Origin of the sequence: Streptomyces sp. NPDC059080 (assembly GCF_042739975.1) — a bacterium.
GTDB classification, from domain to species: Bacteria; Actinomycetota; Actinomycetes; order Streptomycetales; family Streptomycetaceae; genus Streptomyces; species Streptomyces benahoarensis.
On sequence record NZ_JBHYGX010000004.1, the window covers coordinates 37,234 to 55,715 of the forward strand.

The following is an 18,482-nucleotide window of genomic DNA, read 5'->3' on the forward strand; positions in this document are numbered from 1 at the left end:
GTCACCCCTCCGGTACGAACGCCTCCGCGGGCGGCGCCGCAGTGAACGCCCCCGGGTACGCCTCGTCCCGCACCGACGCGTACTGCTGGCGCACCGCTTGCCCCACCGGCAGCTCCTCGCCCGGCTCGAAGACCTGGCTCGCGGCCGCCGGCCACTGCGGCGGCTCCGCCGGACCGCCCGGCTCGGCGGTGGGCAGTGTGCCGTGCGCCGCGCCGAGCGCCCACGCCGCCTGCCGTGCCGCGCCCAGCGCCGCGTACTCGGCCGGCTGCGGCACCACGACCTGCACGCCGAACAGCGCCGGCGCCACCGCCTGCACCGCGGTCAGCTCCGCCGCCGCGCCCAGCAGGAAGACCCGGCGTACCGTCACGCCCCGGCCGCGCAGCACGTCCAGCGCGTCGGCGAGCCCGCAGAGCATCCCCTCGACCGCGGCGCGCGCCAGATGCTCCGGCTTCATGCTCTCCCGGCGCATCCCGTGCAACGACCCCGCGGTGTGCGGCAGATGCGGCGTCCGCTCGCCCTCCAGATATGGCAGCAGCACCATGCCGTACGCGCCGGGCGTCGACGTCAGCGCCAGCTCCGACAGCCCCTCCAGGTCCGTACCGAGCATCTCGGCGGTGCCGCGCAGCACCCGCACCGCGTTGCTCGTGTGCACCACCGGCAGATGGCGGCCTGTCGCATCGGCGAACGAGGTGATGGTGCCCTCGGCGTCGACCAGCGCCTCGCGGTGGATGCTGAACACCGAACCCGACGCGCCCAGCGAGATCACCGCGTCGCCGACGCCCACGCCGAGCCCGAAGGCCGCCGCCATCGTCTCGCCCGTGCCCGCGGAGATCAGCAGCCCCTCCGGGGTGAAGCCCGCCGTCCCCCAGGGGCGCAGCACCTCCGGCAGCCGCACCTGGTGTCCGAGCGCCATCTCCACCAGGTCCGGCCGGTACGCCTCGGCGGCCGCCGACCAGAACCCGGTGGTCGAGGCGCCGCCCCGGTCCGTCGTCCGCCGCGCCGGGCGGCCCAGCAGCTGCCAGGCCAGCCAGTCGTGCGGCTGCATGACCTCGGCGATCCGGGCGGCGTTCGCCGGTTCGCTCCGCGCCAGCCAGCGCAGCTTGGTCACCGGGTGTGCCGCCTGTGGCACCGCCCCGATGGCCTGCGCCCACGCCGCCCGTCCGCCGAGCGAGTCCGCCAGATCGGCCGCGGCGCTCTGTGCCCGCTTGTCGTTGCCGACCAGCGCCGGGCGGACGAGCCCGCCCTCGGCGTCCAGCGGCACCAGCCCGTGCTGCTGCGCCGAGACCCCGATCGCCTGGACACCTTCGAGCAGCCCGTTCCCGGCGGCCTCACCCAGTGACATCAGCCACGCCTGAGGGTCGACCTCGGGCCCCTTCTCGACGGGGTGCGGCGCGTACCCACGCCTGATGACGGCACCGGTATCGGTATCGCAGACCACGATCCGTGTGCACTCGGAAGAACTGTCCAACCCGGCGACTTTCCCCATGGCCCCAGATGATGCCCCATCCGACGGGCCCGGGATGCCCCAGGGTTTACGACGGCCGCCACAGGGCACGGCCGGGCGGCGTCAGGTGTTGCTCGTACCCCAGTCATCCGGGTCGGCATCGCGCTGCTCACGCAGCGAACGGACCCGGTCGGTGACCGCCTGCGGCATCCGGTCGCCGACCTTGGCCGAAACCTTGTCGAACGCCTTCGTCGCCGCCTCCCGGCCGCCCAGTGCGGCGGTTTCGGCGGTGTTGCGGACCGCGGGGTTCTCCGCGACCCGCCGGGCCGCCTTGTGCAGCTGCTCGTACCGCTCCCGTCCGGCCCGTGTGCCGAGCACGTATCCGACGGCCAGTCCCGCGATGAACGTGAGCCGGTAGCGCATCGCTCCACCCTTTCCTGTCGTCGGCGGCGCGTCCGCCGGGGAGGGGCCGTGCCGCCTCCGCCGCGGTGCCGCCCGCCGATGGCGTTCGGTCGCGTCCGGCACCGGTGCACCGGACCTGCGGGCTGTGCCGCGCGCCTGCCCTGTGGGGCCGGTGATCACCTGTGGCGATACCGATTGGCGGAGCACCCCCCTGCTTGCGCTAATGTATGTGTCGCAGCGAGCGCACGCCGTCCGGAGTTCCGGCAGACGAAGCATTCGAGGCACACGTAGCATTCCCCTGTAGCTCAATTGGCAGAGCAGCCGGCTGTTAACCGGCAGGTTACTGGTTCGAGTCCAGTCGGGGGAGCGCGATCCCCTGTAGCTCAATTGGCAGAGCATTCGGCTGTTAACCGAACGGTTACTGGTTCGAGTCCAGTCGGGGGAGCAATAGCGAAGAGGGCCCCGAAAGGGGTCCTTTTCCGTGTGTGGGGAACCGAAAGCCCCACGGGTGAAGTCCTGTTGACCGTGCACAGCCGCCGGACGGCAGCCCACACGGGCAGCAGATCGTATGAGCGGCTATGCTGCGGCAGACGGCGCGCACACATGTGCGCGGCGCGCCGTGTGGGGGCAGTAGCTCAGCCGGTCAGAGCAGCGGACTCATAATCCGTCGGTCGTGGGTTCGAGCCCCACCTGCCCCACACAGGCCAGGCATCTTGCCTGGGAGGCACGTAACAGGGCCCTCACAGTCGACTGTGAGGGCCCTCACTCTATGCGCGGACGGGGCACACGAGCCCCGGCGCGGCCCGTGCCTCCCCGGTGGCACCCGAACGCCCCCCGGCCGTCGCCCGATCGGCGGCGGGACCGCCCCGCACAGGCCCTCGGCGGCCCGTCCCGGGGCGCCCGCCGGGTGTGCTGAGCGCCACGTCGACCGCGTGTCACCGGGATGTCTAGGACGCCGCGCCGTGGGCAGGGGAGCGGGACGGTCCGGCGCACGGAATACGGTGCGGGGCGATCCCGTTGCCGCAGCTGGATACGGACCGGACACACACGACAGACCCGCAAGCAGGGAGCCCGCATGAGCACCGTAGAGCTGACCAAGGAAAACTTCGACGAGGTCGTCTCCGGCAACGACTTCGTCCTCATCGACTTCTGGGCCGAGTGGTGCGGCCCGTGCAAGCAGTTCGGCCCGGTCTTCGAGCGGTCCTCCGACAAGCATGACGATCTGGTCTTCGCCAAGGTGGACACCGAGGCGCAGCCCGAGCTGGCCTCCGCGTTCGAGATCCAGTCGATCCCCACGCTGATGATCGTCCGCGACAACATCGCCGTGTTCGCCCAGCCCGGGGCGCTGCCGGAGGCCGCCCTGGAGGACGTCATCGGGCAGGCCCGCGGCCTGGACATGGACGAGGTCCGCGCCTCGATCGCTGAGGCGCAGCAGGCCGAGCAGGCGCAGAAGAAGTGAGCGAGCTGCTGCTGATCCGGCACGGCGAGACCGAGTGGAGCAGGGACGGCCGGCACACCAGCTGGACGGATCTGCCGCTCACCGCCGCGGGCGAGGAGCAGGCCCGCGCCCTGCGGCCCCTCCTCACCCACCGGCGGATCGCCGCCGTCCGCGTCAGCCCGATGGCGCGGGCACGGCGCACCGCGGAGCTCGCCGGGCTGGACGGTGCGCGGACCGATGACGGTCTGCGCGAATGGGACTACGGAGGCTACGAGGGCGTCTCGACGCCGGACATCCAGCGGGAGCGGCCGGACTGGTTCCTCTTCACCGACGGCACCGTTCCCGGCCCCGACGGGCATCCCGGGGAGTCTCCCGAGGAGGTCGGGGCGCGCGCGGACGCCGTCCTGGCGCGCGTACTGCCGCTGCTGGCGGCGGACGACGGGGACGTCGCGCTCGTCGCGCACGCGCATTTCCTGCGGGTGCTGACCGCCCGCAGGCTCGGTCTGCCGCCGTCCGCGGGGGCGCTGTTCACGTTCGGGACCGGCGCCGTCGGCATCCTCGGCACCGAGCACGACCGGCCCGCCGTGGTGGCGTGGAACGCGCGGTAGCCGCCCGGCCGTGAGCGGCGGCGGTGTTGCCCCACGGGCATGTTCGAGGGCGGCGGACCGTGCCGTCGGCGGGCGCCCCGGCGTCAGGGCGCCATCGGGTCGAGGTACATCGGCTCGACCTTGCCCTCGATCATGGCGCCGAGCCCCTGGACGGCGCAGGTGTCGGGCCGGTCGGCGATGTGCACCGGCACGGTGGTCGCCTCCCGGATCATCGACTCCAGGCCCGGGATCAGCGCACTGCCCCCGGCCAGCATGATGCCGCGCTCGCCGAGGTCGGCGACGAGGTCCGGCGGGCAGCGGCGCAGCACCGAACCGATGCCGTCCAGGATCGCCGTCAGCGGTGTCGCGATGGCGTGCCGGACCCGGTCGGTGTCGACCTGCACGCACCGCGTCGTCCCGCTGACCACATCGCGGCCGTGCACCTCCGCCGGCCCCGCGGAGAGCCCGCCGGTGCTGGCGAGCATCAGATGCAGCGGCCGTACCGCGCGGCTCGCCAGGTGCACCTCGTGGTGCTGGCGCAGATGCTGGACGACGGCGTGATCGATGGCGTTGCCGCCCACCGCCACGGTCTCCGCCGCCACGATCGATCCCAGGGAGAGCACCGCGATCTGCGTGGTGCCCGCCCCACACACCACGATCATGGTCGCCTCGGGCTGCTCGACGGGCAGTCCGCAGCCGACCGCCGCGGCCACCAGCGTGTCGACCAGCTCCACGCGCCGCGCCCCCAGCCCGCTCAGCGTCTCCACCGCGGCGCGCTGCGCCAGCGGTTCGCTGCCGAACGGCTGGCAGATCGCGGCCCGCATCGTCGGCCGCCGCCGCCAGGTCCGGCGCAGCTTGTTGCCGACGAGCTGCCGCAGCAGCCGCTGGGCCATGTCGATGTCGACCACCGTGCCGTTGGCGACCGGCCGTACGACCCGGATGTACTCCGGCGTACGCCCGTCCATCACCGCGGCGTCGCTGCCGACGGCCAGCAGCGCGCCGGTACGGACGTTCACGGCGGCCACCGTCGGCTCGTCGACGATCAGCCCCTGGTTCTTGAGATAGATGCGGGTCCGGGACGCCCCGATGTCGACTGCCACCGAACAACGGCGCAGCTGGGCGAGGCTGGTGGTCATGGAAGATTCCTCCCCTGTGGGCCGGGTGCGGACGGAGCGTCGCGAGGAGCACTCCCGGCCATCCTGCGGCGGCCGTCCGCCCACTGCGCGTTGAGGAGGTCCGGTCGGGGGATGTACCGACGCCCGCCCGGAACGGGCCCCGGGGCGGCGTCAGCTCAGCCGGCGCTGGAAGAGGCCCCAGGTGAACTCCAGGACGGCGGAGTGGAGTTCACCCGCCGGGCCGGGGAGCGTGGCCCGCAGGTTCCAGCGGTTGGGGGCGTCGCCCTCCACGGGGCGGGCCGGGGCGAAGGCGCGGGCGGCCTCGTCGACGGTGCAGGCCCAGGGGGTGAGGTCGTCGGCGGTGCGCAGCCGCGGGGCGGGGGCTCCGGGCGCGCGGACCAGCCAGGCGTTCCAGACGGCGCCGCCCGGCGCGGTCAGCACCTCGAACCGCAGATCGGGCCAGAGCGGCACCGGCCAGCGCAGCGCCTCGCAGGTCAGATCGCCGACCCGCCGGGCCGTGACGGTCTCGGGCGTACCGAGCAGCGCACGGTAGGGCCGCGCCCCGGTGCGCGCCCCGGGTGCGTGCAGCCGGGCCTGCCACCGGTTGTTCGCCTCACGCTGTTGGGCCCGGGACACGCCGAGTTCGCGTAGCGCCGCCTCGACGAGACCGGGCTGGTGGTCGGCCATCCGCCGCAACAGCACGAGCTGGAACGCGAGCGGGCCGGGCAGCGCGTCGGAGGGGCCGGGGGCGTGGGGTGGGTTCATGGTGGACATCGTTGTGCACGGTGGTGGTGGGCGGTGCGGGCCGCATCGGGCGCGCCACCGGGCCGGGGCGGTAGGGGAGTTGGGGAGCAGCGGGGCGACGACCCGGCCGTCACCCCGCCCGCACGCGGTCCGTCAGCTGAAGTCGAACTCCCCGGTGCGGGTCCGCTTCAGCTCGAAGAAGCGGTCGTAGCCCGCGAGCAGCCGGGCGCCGTCGAAGACCCGCACCGCGTCCTCGCCGCGCGGAATCGACATCAGGACCGGTCCGAAGAACGCGACCCCGTCGATGTGGATCGTCGGCGTGCCGACGTCCTCGCCCACCGGGTCCATGCCCTCGTGGTGGCTCCGGCGCAGCAGTTCGTCGTAGCGGTCGGTCTCGGCCGCCCCGGCCAGCGCGGCGGGCAGTCCCACCTCGGCCAGCGCCTCCCGGATCACGTTCTCGGTGTCCTCGCGGGCCTCGTTGTGCAGCCGGGTGCCGAGCGCGGTGTACAGATCGCGCAGCACCTCCTCGCCGTGCCCGGCGGCCGCGGCGATGCAGACCCGCACCGGGCCCCATCCCTCGTCCAGCAGCGCCCGGTACTTCTCCGGCAGGTCCTCACGCCCCTCGTTCAGCACGGACAGGCTCATGACCCGGAACCGCAGATCCAGGTCGCGGTGGCGCTCGACCTCCAGGATCCACCGGGAGGAGATCCAGGCGAACGGGCAGATGGGGTCGAAGTAGAAGTCGACGGTGTGGCGGGCGGACCCGGGCTGCGAGGTGCGGTCTTCCGGGGCGGTGATCTCGGTCATGGGCTCAGGCTATGCCGGGATGAGGCGCAGTGTCCGGGCCATTTCCCGTCCGCGGCGGTCGGCCACCGGGCGCCACCACCCGGCCGGAGCCGGTCCGGCGCCGTGGCCGCTCACTCCGGGGTGGTGCCGAGCATCCGCTGCAGCAGCTCCTTGAGCAGGGTCCGCTCGGTGACCGTCAGGCGGCCCAGCGGCTCGCGCGCGAAGTTCAGCGAGCCGCGCAGCGCCTCGGCGGTGCGTCTGCCCTCGTCCGTCGGGGCAGCCAGCTTCACCCGGCGGTCGGCGGGGTCGGGCCGCCGCTCGACCAGCCCGCGGGACTCCAGCCGGTCGACGATGCCGGTGATGTTCGACGGCTCGCACTTCAGGCGCTGCGCTATCCGCCGCATGGGGAGCGGCTGGGCGGCCAGCAGGCCGAGCACCCGGGCCTGCGCGCCCGTGAGGGAGTGCTGCGACGCCGCGTGCTCGTACTCCTCGTGGTAACGGGCGACGACGGTGCCGATGAGATCGACGACCTCGACGGTCAGGTGGTCTGCGCGCGGAGTCATGTCCACCAGGATACCCAATTGCTTGACAGGATGAAATATTCAGAGGCATGGTTGTTTCAGCTACTGAAGCATCAGGAAGGATCGCGTCATGTCCGTACTGCCCACGACCGGCCGTGAATGGCACCTCGTCGCCCGTCCGCACGGCTGGCCCACGCCGGATGACTTCGCCCTGCGCGAGGCCGCGGTGCCCGAGGTCGGCGAGGGCCAGATCCTCGTCCGCACGCGGCACTTCTCCGTCGACCCCTATATGCGTGGCCGGATGAACGACGTGAAGTCCTACGTCCCGCCGTTCCAGCTGGACCGCCCCATGGACGGCGGCGCGGTCGGCGAGGTCATCGCCTCGCGCTCGGCCGACGTGGCCGTCGGCGACCATGTGCTGCACGGTCTCGGCTGGCGGGAGTACGCGGTGCTCGACGCCGCGCGCGCCGCGAAGATCGACCCTTCGCTGGCCCCGCTGAGCGCCTACCTCGGCGTGCTGGGCATGCCCGGCCTGACCGCCTACGCGGGCCTGCTGGAGGTGGCCTCCTTCAAGGAGGGGGACGCGGTCTTCGTCTCCGGTGCGGCCGGTGCGGTGGGCAGCGAGGTCGGTCAGATCGCCAAGCTCAAGGGCGCGTCCCGAGTGATCGGCTCGGCCGGTTCCGACGAGAAGGTCAAGCTCCTCGTGGAGGAGTACGGCTTCGACGCGGCGTTCAATTACAAGAACGGCCCGGTCTCCGAGCAGCTCAAGGCAGCCGCACCGGACGGCATCGACGTCTACTTCGACAACGTCGGCGGCGACCACCTCGAAGCGGCCATCAGCTCCCTCAACGTCCATGGCCGTGCGGCGATCTGCGGCATGATCTCGATGTACAACGCCACCGAGCCCACCCCGGCCCCGCGCAACCTCGCGCTGGTCATCGGCAAGCGGCTCCGCCTCCAGGGCCTGCTGGTGGCCGATCACAGCGCGCTGCAGCCGCAGTTCGTCGAGGAGGTCTCCGGCTGGATCCGTTCCGGTGCGCTGAAGTACCGCGAGACCGAGGCCGTCGGCATCGAGAACGGCGTCGAGGCGTTCCTCGGCCTCCTCCGCGGCGAGAACACCGGGAAGATGATCGTGACTTTGGCGGACTGACCCGCCTCCGTCGTGGAGAGCGCCGGGGCTGCGCGCCGAGGGGGACGGCGTACGGGCCCGGGGCCTGCGAACTCGGAAGCCGATGGGCGGTGTCCGGCGTCCGATGGCGGGCGGCGGGCGGCGGGCGGCGGGCGGCGGGCGGCGGTGTCGTCAGTCGTCCTGCCGTCGGTCGGGCCGGTCGGTGCCGGTCGGCGTCGCCGGGTGGGCCTGGCTTCACCGGCTCGCCGCGCCATGCGTACGGGTGGACCGTCAGGCTCGGGGCGAGCCGTCGCGATCGTGGGCGCGAGTCGCGGCGAACCGCAGGAGGATTCACATGTTCCTCCAGCCGGTCGACGTCGTCTACACCGCCGTAGCCACCGCAGAGAACGGCCGCGACGGCCGCGTCTCCAGCGACGACGGCAAGCTCGACGTCATCGTCAACCCGCCCAAGGAGCAGGGCGGCAGCGGCGCGGGCACCAACCCGGAGCAGCTGTTCGCCGCGGGCACCAACCCGGAGCAGCTGTTCGCCGCGGGCTACAGCGCCTGCTTCCAGGGCGCGCTCGGCGTCGTCGCCCGGCAGGAGAAGGCCGACGTCTCGGGCTCCCGGGTCACGGCCCATGTCGACATCGGCAAGACCCCGGCCGGTGGCTTCGGCCTCAAGGCCGAGATCTCCGCGTCGATCGCCCACGTCGACGCCGCCACCGCCAAGGACCTCATCGAGAAGGCCCACCAGGTGTGCCCGTACTCGAACGCCACCCGCGGCAACATCGAGGTCACGCTTACCGTCGCCTGACCCACGGGGCCGGCGCCGTCAGCCGTGAACCCGCAACTGGCTGACACCACAAGGTGGTAGGGCAGTTGAACCCGAAGGCCGCTTCCGATGGGAGGCGGCCTTCGGGGGTTGTGGGTGTCGGGGAGGTGGGCTGGCGTGTTGTCAGGGCCTTTCGACGGGGGAGTGAGTGACTGGCATTCAAGGTGCATTCAAGGTGCTGCTTCATGCGTCACCCTGACTGGCTGTAACTGTCACTGACTTGTCTCGGCCAGCCGTGGTTCAGGCCACCCGGGCCTGGCTGCCCTGTCGCCGTCGACGGTGACACTGGCGACGGCGACACCGGCGATCGGTCAGCCGGACGATCGGCGCACCGGACCCAGCAGATCAACCAGATGGAGACGTTCACCAGCCAGGACGTCCGGGCCGCCGTCATCAACCCGGTCGATTCGGATGCGGCGGTTCCGGCCGTCGGCGTCGCCAACCGGGTGAACGTACCGGTCATCTCCATCGACCGGGGCGTCAACGGCGGCAAGGCCGGCTCCACGATCGCCTCCGACAACGTCATGGGCGGCCGCCTGGCCGCGAAGACGCTCGCCGAATCGCTGGGGGGCAGGGGCAAGGTCGCGTTCCTGGAGGGCCAGCCCGGGACGTCCGCGGCCCGCGAGCGCGGCCAGGGCTTCGAGGAAGGCATCAGGAAGTACCCCGGCATCCAGGTCGTGGCCCGCCGGCCCGCCGACTTCGACCGGACCAAGGGCATGGACGTGATGGCGAACATGCTCCAGGCCCACCGCGACATCGGCGGGGTCTTCGCCGCCAACGACGAGATGGCGCTCGGCGCGTCCAAGGCCCTCGGGGCCCGCTCCGGCAAGGACGTCAAGGTCGTCGCGTTCGACGGCACCCCCGACGGTGTGACGGCGGTGCGCAGAGGCACGCTGACCGCGACCGTCGCCCAGCAGCCCAAACTGCTCGGCAAGAAGGCGGTGGACTGGGCGCTGAAGGCCGCCCGCGGTGAGAAGCTGCCCGCTTCGGTCAAGGTGCCGGTCGTCCTGGTGACGTCGGACAACGCGGCGTCGTTCGACGGCTGAACGGGCCGCGGCCCACGCCGCCTGTGCCATACGGGCGGTACGAGCCGTGCGTGCCAAGTGGCCTGTGAAGCGCCGACGGGTGACGTGGCAGCCGCGCCGGACGCGACAGGCAAGAGTTTCACGACAGACACGAGAGAGGGGAGCGGCGAAGGTGATGAGCGGAGAGGGGCGCGTGTACGACGTCCTGGTGGTCGGTTCGGCCAACGCGGATCTGACGGTACGGGTGGACCGGCGGCCCGGTGCGGGGGAGACGGTGCTCGGCACCGATCTGGTGGAATCGGCCGGTGGCAAGGGCGCCAACCAGGCCGCGGCGGCGGCCCGGATCGGCGGGCGGACCGCCCTGCTGGCACGGGTCGGCAAGGATGCGTACGGCGATCTGCTGCTCGCCGCGCAGCGCGAGGCCGGGACCGATGTGACGTCGGTCGTCGTCGACGAGGCGGCCCGCACCGGCACCGCCATGATCATCGTTGGCCCGGACGGCGACAACAGCATCGTCGTCTCTCCCGGCGCCAACGCCGCCCTCACCCCGCGGGATGTCGCCGCCGCCCGGCAGACCGTCGCCGCTGCCACCGTTCTCTCCCTTCAGCTGGAAATTCCGGCCGAGACCGTGCGGGCGGCCGCCGTGACCGCCGAGGAGTGCGGCACCCGCGTCGTCCTCAACCCCTCCCCGGTGCCGGAGCGACTGGCACCCGAACTCCTGGCGGCGGCCGACCCGCTGGTGGTCAACGAGCATGAGGCCCGCCGCCTCTCCGGCGCCGCCGACGGCACCCCGCGGGACTGGGCGCACGCCCTGCACGAGCTGGGCGCCCGCTCCGTCGTCGTCACCCTCGGCGGCGACGGCGCGCTGATCCTGGACGGTGCGGGCCTGCACGAGGTGCCCGGCGTCACGGTCGACGCGGTCGACACCACGGGCGCCGGCGACGCCTTCACCGGCGCCCTCGCCACCCGCCTGGCCCGCGGCGACACCCTGCCCGCCGCCGCCCGCTTCGCGGTACGCGTGGGCGCCGCCGCCGTCACCAAGCCGGGCGCCCAGCCGTCCTACCCGACTCTGGCTGACCTGGACGCCTTGCCGGGGAGCTGAACGGTGGTGGGGCGAGCGGCGTGTGGGGGCACGGCGTGCGCCTCGTGCGGGCCGGGCGTGAAGCTTCGGCGCAGTCCGCGCGTGAAGCTTCGGCGCGGTCCGCGCGTCGCCCGCAGACCGTGACCGCCTCGGGCCGCAGCGGGCCCGCCGTCACCGCCCAGAGCTGGGCCCAGGACTGCGGGCCCGTGCCGATCAGTCCCAACCGGACCGTGTCGGGCCGGGCCAGGGTCTCGACCGCCGCCGCCCCGATCGCGCCGGTCCGCCGCGGCCCCAGCTCCGTGCCGTGCACCACCACCAGCAGTGCGCCGCTCGCGGTGTCCCAGACCGCCACCACCTGGTCGCTGCCGCCCCCGGTGCCGTACGCGCGAAAGCCGTGCAGCCCCTCACCGGCCAACCGGCCGGCGGTGAACACGAGCTCCTGCCCGCCCAGTTCGGCCCGGAGGCGGGGCGGTGCGACCAACCGGCCCGCGTGGTGTTCCAGCAGCGCGCGCCGCACCGCCCGTACCGCGCACGTCGCGTCCAGCGACTCCCGTACCTCGGCGTCGCCCAGCAGCACCGGCCCGGTCAACGCTTCCCCGTCGTCGCGGTCTTCGTTCACGCCAGCTCCGTCGGTCCGTACAGCGCGGCGTCCGCGCCTGTCTCCAGTGCCCAGTAGCGGTCGCCGTACGACCAGTGCCACCACTCGGTCGGGTAGTTCACCAGCCCGGCCGTCGTCAGCGCGGCGCTCAGTGTGCGCCGGGCCCGACGTGCCGCCACCGGTATGCGGGGCGCGGCGGTATAGCAGGCGCCGTCGCTCTCCTCCGGCGAGGCGTCCACAGGGGTGCCCATGTCGACCGGTGAGCCGTCGGCGGTGATCAGGGTGATGTCCACGGCGCCACCCGCGCTGTGCGGGGCGATCTCCGGCGGCGAGACGAACCGGGAGGCGGCGGAGTGCACCCGGTCCGGCGACCAGTCGGGGTGCAGTCCGCGCAGCGTGTCGGCGTACCTCTCGAAGTAGTGGCGCTGGAGGGCCGGCGGGCGGTACCCCTCGACCAACCGGAGCCGCAGACCCTCGGGGAGCGCCCGCTCCGCGGCCAGCAGTCGCTCCAGCACCCCGGCCCGCAGATGGGCGCCGGCGCCGTCCGCCGTCCCCTCCTCCGTATCGGCCGCGGCCGCCAGCAGGCCCGGCGCCGCCTCCCGTACGTCCAGCAGGGGCTCCCCGCACTCGCGGACCGGCATCGTGGCCACCGCCGGGTCCGCCATCAGCACGACGGCCTCGCGTACGTCGGTCAGCACCAGCTCGCCCTCCTCCGGGCAGTCCGCCCCCGGACCGGCCGACGCCACCTGCCGCCCGTCGGGCAGCCAGGCGCCGCTGAGCCCGCATCCCGGGCCGGAGGTGCCGCTGCCCATGCCCGCGCCGTTGGCGAGCAGGACGTGGAGGCCGTTGTCCCGCGCCCGGTCCGGGTACTTCGTCAGGCTCTCCGCCGAGCTGTGGAACGAACTGGCGAGGTACACCCGGCAGCCGTCCGCCGCGGCCCGCTCGGCGAGCTCCGGGAAGGAGGTGTCGTAGCACGTGGAGACGGAGAACAGGACACCGCCGAGGCGGAAACGGCCCTCGGCGTGGCCCGGGGTGAAGAGGTCGCGTTCCCGGCCGGACAGATGACGCTTCATATAGCGGGTCAGCAGCGCCCCGTCCGGACCGAAGACGAACGAGGTGAGGCCCGGTATGCCCGCCGGGCCGTCGCCGGGCTCCCGCGCGGGGACGTTGACCACCGCCCCGACGCCGTGTGCCCGGCACGCCTCCCGCACCGGCGCCAGCCGCGCGTCGTCCGGGGTGAGGGCGAGGCCGGGATCCGCTGCGAGGGCGTCGAGGTCGTACTGCGTGAGCGCCAGCTCGGCGAAGACGACCAGGGCCACGCCGAGGTCGGCGGCGCGGGCGAGGAGGGCGGCCATGCGTGCGGCGTTGGCCGCGATGTCGTGGCGGCGGGACGGGAATTGAGCGGCGGCGATCAACATGACGTCATCATGCATCCGCGCAACTCACCCGCGCAGAGCCTGTGGATAACTCCCGATCGGCAGGCCACAGACCGGCAGGCCACAGGCCACAGACCGGCAGACCGGTCATCGACCGCCCGCCGATTGCAGCCCCCCCGCTCGCATCTCAGGAAGTCGCCAGCACCGACACATCCCCGCCGCTGGTGTGCGCCACCACCCGGTGCCGGGCGGCCGGATCCGTCGGTACCGAGACCTTCCGGTCGCCGCCGCTGGTCGTGGCCTCCACGGCGTAACTGCTCCGCGGCAGCCGGATCGTGACGTTGCCGCCGCTGGTGGTGCCCGACACGTCATCGGGCACGGTGGTGAACGTGGCGCTCACGGAGCCGCCGCTGGTCTTCGCCCGGGCCTTGCGCGCCGCGACGGCGTCCAGGGTGACGTCCCCGCCGCTGGTCTCCGCGGCGACGGAACCCGTCGTGCCGCGCACCGTGATGTTCCCGCCGCTGGTGTGCAGATCGACCGCGGTCGCCCGCGGCACCTGCACCCGGTAGCTCACCGAGCAGTTGTTGCCCAGGCCCCGGCACACCGAGGCGTCCAGCGTCAGCCCGCCGTCTGCGACGGAATGGGTCGGGGCCGGGCGGCTGTCGTGGTACGTGTACTTCTCCGTGACGCGTACCGGGCCGCCGCCGTCCACCGTCACCACCTCGATGGAGCCGCCCGCCGTGGTGGCCGTCACCGTCCGGACGTCACCGGGCACGGAGTACGTCCGCTCCGCGGATTTCGACGGCCCGAGCACGCCCGAGCAGCCGGTCGTCAAGGCGGCCGCTCCCGCGCAGGTCAGGGCGAGGCAGACGGTACGGAGACGGGTCATGGCGAGGTTCCCCCAGGAGTCGACGGCGATACCGGTCACCGAGAATCCTCCGGCACGGCTCCCCGGGGCGCCTCATGCCACAGGACGACCGGACCCGGAGGACGCCCCCGAGGTCAGGCCGCCGATCCCTTACGGGTGATCGTCCGGAACGCCATCTCCGCCAGCTCCCCCTGGCCGCGGACGCCGGGATGGAACCAGTCCCAGCTGCTCAACTGCCGTTCCGTGAAGCGGTAGTCGAAGACCCTCGGGTCGAAGCGGCAGAGGGAGTCCTCGGCGCAGACCTCCTCCAGCGCCGTGTTGTACGCCTTGACGCGGTCGCGCACCTTCTCGCGGCGCTCGGCCGCCCGCTCCGTCAGATCGTCCGGGTCGCGCAGCATGGAGCCGCAGATCCCCAGCTGCCACACCTGCTTGCCGAGCGGGTTCTTGCGCCCCTCCGACCACAGGCGCAGCAGATCGGGTACCGCCGCGACGTACACCTGCGTCCGGGGCAGCGACCGCCGCAGCTTCGTCATCGCCCGGGTGAAGTCGGCGCGGAAGGCGGCAGCCGGGGTCATCGCGCGGACCTCGCTGCGGCAGGCGTCGTTGGCGCCGATCAGCACTGTCACCAGCTCGGGCCGGTGGGCCTTGGCCGCGTCGACCTGATCCGGCAGATCGCTCATCAGCGCGCCGGTGCGGGCGTGGTTCCAGCTGTGCCCCGCCGGGTGGTCCAACAGCCGCCTCGCGAGGCTGTCGACCTTGGGCGAGGTGCCCGTCGACCAGGAGACCTCGGGGCAGTCGGACAGCACCGTGCAGGCGTCGAAGCCGACGCTGATGGAGTCGCCGAGCGCCGCGATCGACGCCGGGGCGGTGCGCCATACCGGAGTGGGCTTGACGGACGGCGCGGAGACCTTCGGGCTCGGCCGCGCCGACGGTGCGTCGGAGCCGTCCTCGCTGCACGCCGTCACGGACAGCAGCAGCGCACCGGCGACGAGGGCGGCGCCCGCGCGGCGCCGCACGCCCCCCGACGCGCCGTTCCGCCCTGGGGGAGCCGCCTCGGCGGACCACATCCGGAACGAAGTCGTACGCCGAGAGGGGAACGACCGGTCGATCTCTGTCATCCCCTGTCCCCTCCGGCGCGTGGGTGATATCTCTTCGAGGTGCCGACGGTACGTCACCCCTCGGCCGGGACCGTGGGACAGCCCCGTTCCGGGGTTGCCGCGCCATGGCCCGAACGGGTGCACGCAGTCGGCGTAAACCTCTGACCACCCGTCATTTTCTGTCCTTTTGTGGCAGATTGCGCCATATTGGACCCAATGGTGTTTACTGTAGGTCACCTGGCAGGCCGGTGCCGAAACGCTCACCGGGGCGGACCGCCGGCACTCGTCCCGGCCGCCGACGAGGCGGGCGCGAGGCCGCCGGGGAAGGCGAACCTCGAACCGCACTGGAGGTCCCGGTGACGACCCGTGGAGTTCTCTACGTCCACTCCGCACCGCGCGCGCTCTGCCCCCACGTCGAATGGGCCGTCGCGGGCGTTCTCGGTGTACGCGTCACCCTCGACTGGATCGCCCAGCCCGTCGCCCCCGGCACCTGGAGAGCCGAATTCTCCTGGCAGGGCGCCGTCGGCACCGCCTCCAAGCTCGCCTCCGCGCTGCGCGGCTGGCATCTGCTGCGCTTCGAGGTCACCGCCGAACCCTGCGCCACGGCCGAGGGCGAGCGCTACAGCTCCACCCCTGACCTGGGCATCTTCCACGCCGTCACCGGAATCCACGGCGACATCCTCATCCCCGAGGACCGGCTGCGCGCCGCCGTCGTCCGCGCCGAGGGCGGCGAGAGCGAACTCGCCGCCGAGATCGCACGCCTCCTCGGCAAACCCTGGGACGACGAACTGGAGCCCTTCCGTCACGCCGGGGAAGGCGCCCCCGTCCGCTGGCTGCATCAAGTTGTCTGACCGCCCCGCCGCGCCTGGCCTTCGAGTGCGCTCGAAGTCTTAACGTGCGGACATGGCTGATCAGATCTCTGTGGCGGTGCTCGGCACCGGCATCATGGGCACGGCGATGGCCCGCAACCTCGCCCGCGCCGGATACGACGTCCGCGCCTGGAACCGCACCCGCGCCCGGGCCGAACCCCTCACCGCCGACGGCATCCGCGTCACGGACACTCCGGGCGAGGCCGTCGACGGCGCGGACACCGTCCTCACCATGCTCCTCGACGGGCCCGCCGTCCTCGGCGCGATGACAGCGGCGGCCCCGCACCTCGTCCCCGGTACCCTCTGGCTCCAGACGAGCACCGTCGGCATCGAGGGCACCGCCCCACTGGCCGCCTTCGCCGCCGCCCACGGCCTGCGCTACGTCGACGCCCCCGTCCTGGGCACCAAGGCCCCCGCGGAACAGGGCCAACTGACCGTCCTGGCCGCAGGACCCGCCGACGTACGGGAGCGGGCCGCCGCCGTCTTCGACGTCATCGGGCGGACCACCCGCTGGGTCGGCGACGACGGCACGGACGGCCGCGCCAGCCGCCTCAAGCTCGTCCTCAACAGCTGGGTGCTGACCATCATCAACGGCGTCGGCGAGGCCGTGGCGCTCGCCGAAGGGCTGGACGTCGACCCGCGCGACTTCCTCGCTGCCGTCGACGGCGGCCCGCTGGACCTGCCCTACCTGCGGATGAAGGCCGAGGCCATCCTCTCCGGCGATCTCCGGCCCAGCTTCACCGTCTCCGCCGCCCGCAAGGACGCCCGGCTGATCGCGGAGGCCGCCGCGGCATCCGGTGTCCGCACCGACCTGGCCGCGGCCGCCGCCGAACGGCTGCGCCGGGCGGAGGAACAGGGGCACGGCGACGAGGACGCGGCCGCCGCCTACCACGCCTCCTTCGGCGCCTGACCCGGCCATGTACGCCGCGTGCCCGCCCGGTCGCCATGACCGGGCGGGCACGCGTGCGTCAGCGGTGTGTTCAGACCGTGCGGAACGCCAGTACGACGTTGTGACCGCCGAAGCCGAACGAGTCGTTCAGCGCCGCGATACGGCCCTCGGCGGGCAGCTTGCGGGCCTCGTCGCGGATGATGTCCACATCGACCTCGGGGTCGAGGTTCTCGACGTTGATCGTCGGCGGGGCCACCCGGTGGTACACCGCCAGGATCGACGCGACGGACTCGATACCGCCGGCGCCACCCAGGAGGTGACCGGTCATCGACTTGGTGCTGGCGACGGCGATGTGGTCGGTGTCGTCGCCGAAGACCTTGCGCAGCGCCTTCAGCTCGGCGAGGTCGCCCTGCGGCGTTGACGTCGCGTGCGCGTTGACGTGCACGATCTCGGCCGGGTCCAGGTCGCTGTTGTCGAGGAGGCTCTGCAGCGCGTGCGCGATGCCGTTGCCGGACGGCTCGGGCTGCACGATGTCGTGGCTGTCGGCGGAGATGCCCTGGCCGACGGCCTCGGCGTAGACCCGCGCACCGCGCCTGGCGGCGTGCTCCGCGGACTCCAGGACGATGACGCCGGCACCCTCACCCATGACGAAGCCGTTGCGTGCGGTGTCGAAGGGGCGCGAGGCACCCTGCGGGTCGTCGTTCGACTTCGACATCGCCATCATGTTGCCGAACGCGGCGATCGGCAGCGGGTGGATCGCCGCCTCCGTGCCGCCCGCGACGACGATGTCCGCACGGCCCGTACGGATCATTTCGATGGCGTAGCCGATTGCCTCGGAGCCGGACGCGCAGGCGCTGACCGGGGTGTGCACACCCGCGCGGGCGTTCACGGCCAGGCCGACGTTGGCGGACGGGCCGTTGGGCATCAGCATCGGCACGGTGTGCGGGGAGACGCGGCGTACGCCCTTCTCCTTCAGCACGTCGTACTGGTCGAGCAGGGTCGTCACGCCGCCGATGCCGGAAGCGATGACGGTGCCGAGCCGGTCGGGGTCGACGGTGGTGTCCTCGCCCGCCTTGGCGGTGAAACCGGCGTCGGCCCACGCCTCGCGGGCCGCGATCAGCGCGAACTGCGCCGAGCGGTCCAGCTTGCGGGCCTGCGGCTTGGGGATGACCTCACCGGGGTCGACCGCCGCACGGGCGGCGATGCGGACCGGGAGGTCGGCTGCCCAGTCTTCTTCCAGGGCGCGCACACCGGACCGGCCGGCGAGCAGGGCGTCCCAGGTCGAAGCGCTGTCGCCACCCAGCGGTGTGGTTGCGCCGATACCGGTGACGACCACGGTGCGATTGGTCGCGTTCACGGGAATTCTTACTCCACGGGTAGAGGGGTCTGAATACGGCGCCACCGCGGGGTGGCGACATGCGCAGGAGCTGGATCAGCTCTGGTGCTTGAGGATGTAATCGGTCGCGTCGCCGACGGTCTTGAGGTTCTTGACGTCGTCGTCGGGGATCTTCACGTCGAAGCGCTCTTCAGCGGCGACGACGACCTCGACCATGGACAGCGAGTCGACGTCGAGGTCGTCGGTGAAGGACTTTTCCACCTGGACGTCCTCGGTGGGGATCCCGGCGATCTCGTTCACGATCTCGGCGAGACCGGCGACGATCTCTTCCTTGGTGGCGGCCATGATGGCGCTCCTTGGTGCTCT

Annotated in this window: 20 protein-coding genes and 3 tRNA genes; 11 read left to right on the forward strand and 12 right to left on the reverse strand. The window is 72.7% G+C overall.

Features of this window, described 5'->3' with window-relative positions:
* Position 1 precedes the first annotated feature (1 nt).
* Both ACFWWQ_RS03895 and ACFWWQ_RS03900 read right to left on the reverse strand, forming a co-directional pair.
* A complete protein-coding gene (locus tag ACFWWQ_RS03895; protein WP_384589608.1) occupies positions 2-1,486 on the reverse strand; it encodes an FGGY family carbohydrate kinase in 1,485 nt (494 codons plus the stop codon).
* A gap of 81 nt (positions 1,487-1,567) precedes the next feature.
* Entirely contained in the window at positions 1,568-1,867 is a 300-nt protein-coding gene (locus tag ACFWWQ_RS03900; protein ID WP_384589611.1) for a YtxH domain-containing protein, read from the reverse strand.
* Between the two features lie 273 nt (positions 1,868-2,140).
* Between ACFWWQ_RS03900 and ACFWWQ_RS03905 the strand changes: the two genes are divergently transcribed.
* The 5 genes from ACFWWQ_RS03905 to ACFWWQ_RS03925 all read left to right on the forward strand — a co-directional run bounded on the left by ACFWWQ_RS03905 (position 2,141) and on the right by ACFWWQ_RS03925 (position 3,892).
* Positions 2,141-2,213, forward strand: a tRNA-Asn gene (locus ACFWWQ_RS03905).
* A 5-nt stretch (positions 2,214-2,218) separates the two neighbouring features.
* Positions 2,219-2,291 (forward strand) — tRNA-Asn (locus tag ACFWWQ_RS03910).
* Positions 2,292-2,470: 179 nt separating this feature from the next.
* Positions 2,471-2,544 (forward strand) — tRNA-Ile (locus ACFWWQ_RS03915).
* A gap of 377 nt (positions 2,545-2,921) precedes the next feature.
* Entirely contained in the window at positions 2,922-3,305 is a 384-nt protein-coding gene (trxA, locus tag ACFWWQ_RS03920) for a thioredoxin (protein ID WP_384589614.1), read from the forward strand.
* On the forward strand, positions 3,302-3,892 hold the full coding sequence (locus tag ACFWWQ_RS03925) for a histidine phosphatase family protein (protein WP_384589617.1): 591 nt from the start codon (positions 3,302-3,304) through the stop codon (positions 3,890-3,892). The genes trxA and ACFWWQ_RS03925 overlap by 4 nt, the downstream gene beginning before the upstream one ends.
* An 83-nt stretch (positions 3,893-3,975) precedes the next feature.
* Here ACFWWQ_RS03925 and ACFWWQ_RS03930 read toward each other — a convergent pair whose 3' ends face one another.
* The 4 genes from ACFWWQ_RS03930 to ACFWWQ_RS03945 form a co-directional block, all read right to left on the reverse strand.
* Positions 3,976-5,007, reverse strand: coding sequence for a rod shape-determining protein (locus tag ACFWWQ_RS03930; protein WP_384589620.1), 1,032 nt, complete (start codon positions 5,005-5,007; stop codon positions 3,976-3,978).
* Between the two features lie 150 nt (positions 5,008-5,157).
* Positions 5,158-5,751, reverse strand: coding sequence for a hypothetical protein (locus ACFWWQ_RS03935; RefSeq protein WP_384589624.1), 594 nt, complete (start codon positions 5,749-5,751; stop codon positions 5,158-5,160).
* 132 nt (positions 5,752-5,883) lie between these two features.
* Positions 5,884-6,537 carry a disulfide bond formation protein DsbA gene (locus ACFWWQ_RS03940; protein ID WP_384589627.1) on the reverse strand — a complete coding sequence of 218 codons (654 nt, stop codon included), beginning with the start codon at positions 6,535-6,537 and terminating at the stop codon, positions 5,884-5,886.
* Between the two features lie 110 nt (positions 6,538-6,647).
* Entirely contained in the window at positions 6,648-7,079 is a 432-nt protein-coding gene (locus ACFWWQ_RS03945) for a MarR family winged helix-turn-helix transcriptional regulator (RefSeq protein WP_384589630.1), read from the reverse strand.
* A gap of 88 nt (positions 7,080-7,167) precedes the next feature.
* Between ACFWWQ_RS03945 and ACFWWQ_RS03950 the strand changes: the two genes are divergently transcribed.
* From ACFWWQ_RS03950 to ACFWWQ_RS03965, 4 genes are all read left to right on the forward strand, one after another.
* Positions 7,168-8,187, forward strand: a complete 1,020-nt coding sequence (locus ACFWWQ_RS03950) for an NADP-dependent oxidoreductase (RefSeq protein WP_384589633.1) — start codon at positions 7,168-7,170, stop codon at positions 8,185-8,187.
* Between the two features lie 313 nt (positions 8,188-8,500).
* Positions 8,501-8,959, forward strand: a complete 459-nt coding sequence (locus tag ACFWWQ_RS03955) for an organic hydroperoxide resistance protein (protein ID WP_384589636.1) — start codon at positions 8,501-8,503, stop codon at positions 8,957-8,959.
* A 233-nt stretch (positions 8,960-9,192) separates the two neighbouring features.
* Complete coding sequence (locus ACFWWQ_RS03960; protein ID WP_384590277.1) at positions 9,193-10,023, forward strand: substrate-binding domain-containing protein; 831 nt, start codon at positions 9,193-9,195, stop codon at positions 10,021-10,023.
* A gap of 154 nt (positions 10,024-10,177) precedes the next feature.
* Positions 10,178-11,104: a ribokinase gene (locus tag ACFWWQ_RS03965; protein ID WP_384589639.1), complete on the forward strand. Its 927-nt coding sequence runs from the start codon at positions 10,178-10,180 to the stop codon at positions 11,102-11,104.
* Here ACFWWQ_RS03965 and ACFWWQ_RS03970 read toward each other — a convergent pair.
* The 4 genes from ACFWWQ_RS03970 to ACFWWQ_RS03985 all read right to left on the reverse strand — a co-directional run bounded on the left by ACFWWQ_RS03970 (position 11,037) and on the right by ACFWWQ_RS03985 (position 15,043).
* On the reverse strand, positions 11,037-11,702 hold the full coding sequence (locus ACFWWQ_RS03970) for a hypothetical protein (RefSeq protein WP_384589642.1): 666 nt from the start codon (positions 11,700-11,702) through the stop codon (positions 11,037-11,039). The two genes, ACFWWQ_RS03965 and ACFWWQ_RS03970, sit on opposite strands and share 68 nt — an antisense overlap.
* Positions 11,699-13,099, reverse strand: coding sequence for a nitrilase-related carbon-nitrogen hydrolase (locus ACFWWQ_RS03975; RefSeq protein ID WP_384589645.1), 1,401 nt, complete (start codon positions 13,097-13,099; stop codon positions 11,699-11,701). Before ACFWWQ_RS03975 ends, ACFWWQ_RS03970 begins: the two co-directional genes overlap by 4 nt.
* Positions 13,100-13,244: 145 nt before the next feature.
* Positions 13,245-13,985 (reverse strand): DUF4097 family beta strand repeat-containing protein, encoded by a 741-nt coding sequence (locus ACFWWQ_RS03980; RefSeq protein ID WP_384589648.1) that lies wholly within the window; start codon positions 13,983-13,985, stop codon positions 13,245-13,247.
* Positions 13,986-14,059: 74 nt separating this feature from the next.
* Positions 14,060-15,043 (reverse strand): SGNH/GDSL hydrolase family protein, encoded by a 984-nt coding sequence (locus tag ACFWWQ_RS03985; protein WP_384589651.1) that lies wholly within the window; start codon positions 15,041-15,043, stop codon positions 14,060-14,062.
* Positions 15,044-15,378: 335 nt separating this feature from the next.
* Here ACFWWQ_RS03985 and ACFWWQ_RS03990 point away from each other — a divergent pair, with 335 nt between their 5' ends.
* Entirely contained in the window at positions 15,379-15,873 is a 495-nt protein-coding gene (locus tag ACFWWQ_RS03990; protein ID WP_384589654.1) for a DUF3145 domain-containing protein, read from the forward strand.
* 52 nt (positions 15,874-15,925) lie between these two features.
* Complete coding sequence (locus tag ACFWWQ_RS03995; RefSeq protein ID WP_384589659.1) at positions 15,926-16,801, forward strand: NAD(P)-dependent oxidoreductase; 876 nt, start codon at positions 15,926-15,928, stop codon at positions 16,799-16,801.
* A 70-nt stretch (positions 16,802-16,871) separates the two neighbouring features.
* Here ACFWWQ_RS03995 and fabF read toward each other — a convergent pair whose 3' ends face one another.
* The gene (gene fabF, locus ACFWWQ_RS04000; RefSeq protein WP_384589663.1) at positions 16,872-18,137 is read right to left on the reverse strand and encodes a beta-ketoacyl-ACP synthase II; all 1,266 of its coding nucleotides are present in this window, start codon (positions 18,135-18,137) and stop codon (positions 16,872-16,874) included.
* Between the two features lie 75 nt (positions 18,138-18,212).
* Entirely contained in the window at positions 18,213-18,461 is a 249-nt protein-coding gene (locus ACFWWQ_RS04005; RefSeq protein WP_384589665.1) for an acyl carrier protein, read from the reverse strand.
* Positions 18,462-18,482 lie beyond the last annotated feature (21 nt).

Coding starts and splice junctions, on each gene's coding strand:
- ACFWWQ_RS03995 (WP_384589659.1), top strand. CDS start 15,926: ATGGCTGATCAGATCTCTGTGGCGGTGCTCGGCACCGGCATCATGGGC.
- ACFWWQ_RS04005 (WP_384589665.1), bottom strand. CDS start 18,461: ATGGCCGCCACCAAGGAAGAGATCGTCGCCGGTCTCGCCGAGATCGTG.
- ACFWWQ_RS03940 (WP_384589627.1), bottom strand. CDS start 6,537: ATGACCGAGATCACCGCCCCGGAAGACCGCACCTCGCAGCCCGGGTCC.
- ACFWWQ_RS03975 (WP_384589645.1), bottom strand. CDS start 13,099: ATGTTGATCGCCGCCGCTCAATTCCCGTCCCGCCGCCACGACATCGCG.
- trxA (WP_384589614.1), top strand. CDS start 2,922: ATGAGCACCGTAGAGCTGACCAAGGAAAACTTCGACGAGGTCGTCTCC.
- ACFWWQ_RS03930 (WP_384589620.1), bottom strand. CDS start 5,007: ATGACCACCAGCCTCGCCCAGCTGCGCCGTTGTTCGGTGGCAGTCGAC.
- ACFWWQ_RS03950 (WP_384589633.1), top strand. CDS start 7,168: ATGTCCGTACTGCCCACGACCGGCCGTGAATGGCACCTCGTCGCCCGT.
- ACFWWQ_RS03900 (WP_384589611.1), bottom strand. CDS start 1,867: ATGCGCTACCGGCTCACGTTCATCGCGGGACTGGCCGTCGGATACGTG.
- ACFWWQ_RS03895 (WP_384589608.1), bottom strand. CDS start 1,486: ATGGGGAAAGTCGCCGGGTTGGACAGTTCTTCCGAGTGCACACGGATC.
- ACFWWQ_RS03955 (WP_384589636.1), top strand. CDS start 8,501: ATGTTCCTCCAGCCGGTCGACGTCGTCTACACCGCCGTAGCCACCGCA.
- ACFWWQ_RS03945 (WP_384589630.1), bottom strand. CDS start 7,079: ATGACTCCGCGCGCAGACCACCTGACCGTCGAGGTCGTCGATCTCATC.
- ACFWWQ_RS03965 (WP_384589639.1), top strand. CDS start 10,178: ATGAGCGGAGAGGGGCGCGTGTACGACGTCCTGGTGGTCGGTTCGGCC.
- ACFWWQ_RS03935 (WP_384589624.1), bottom strand. CDS start 5,751: ATGAACCCACCCCACGCCCCCGGCCCCTCCGACGCGCTGCCCGGCCCG.
- ACFWWQ_RS03985 (WP_384589651.1), bottom strand. CDS start 15,043: ATGACAGAGATCGACCGGTCGTTCCCCTCTCGGCGTACGACTTCGTTC.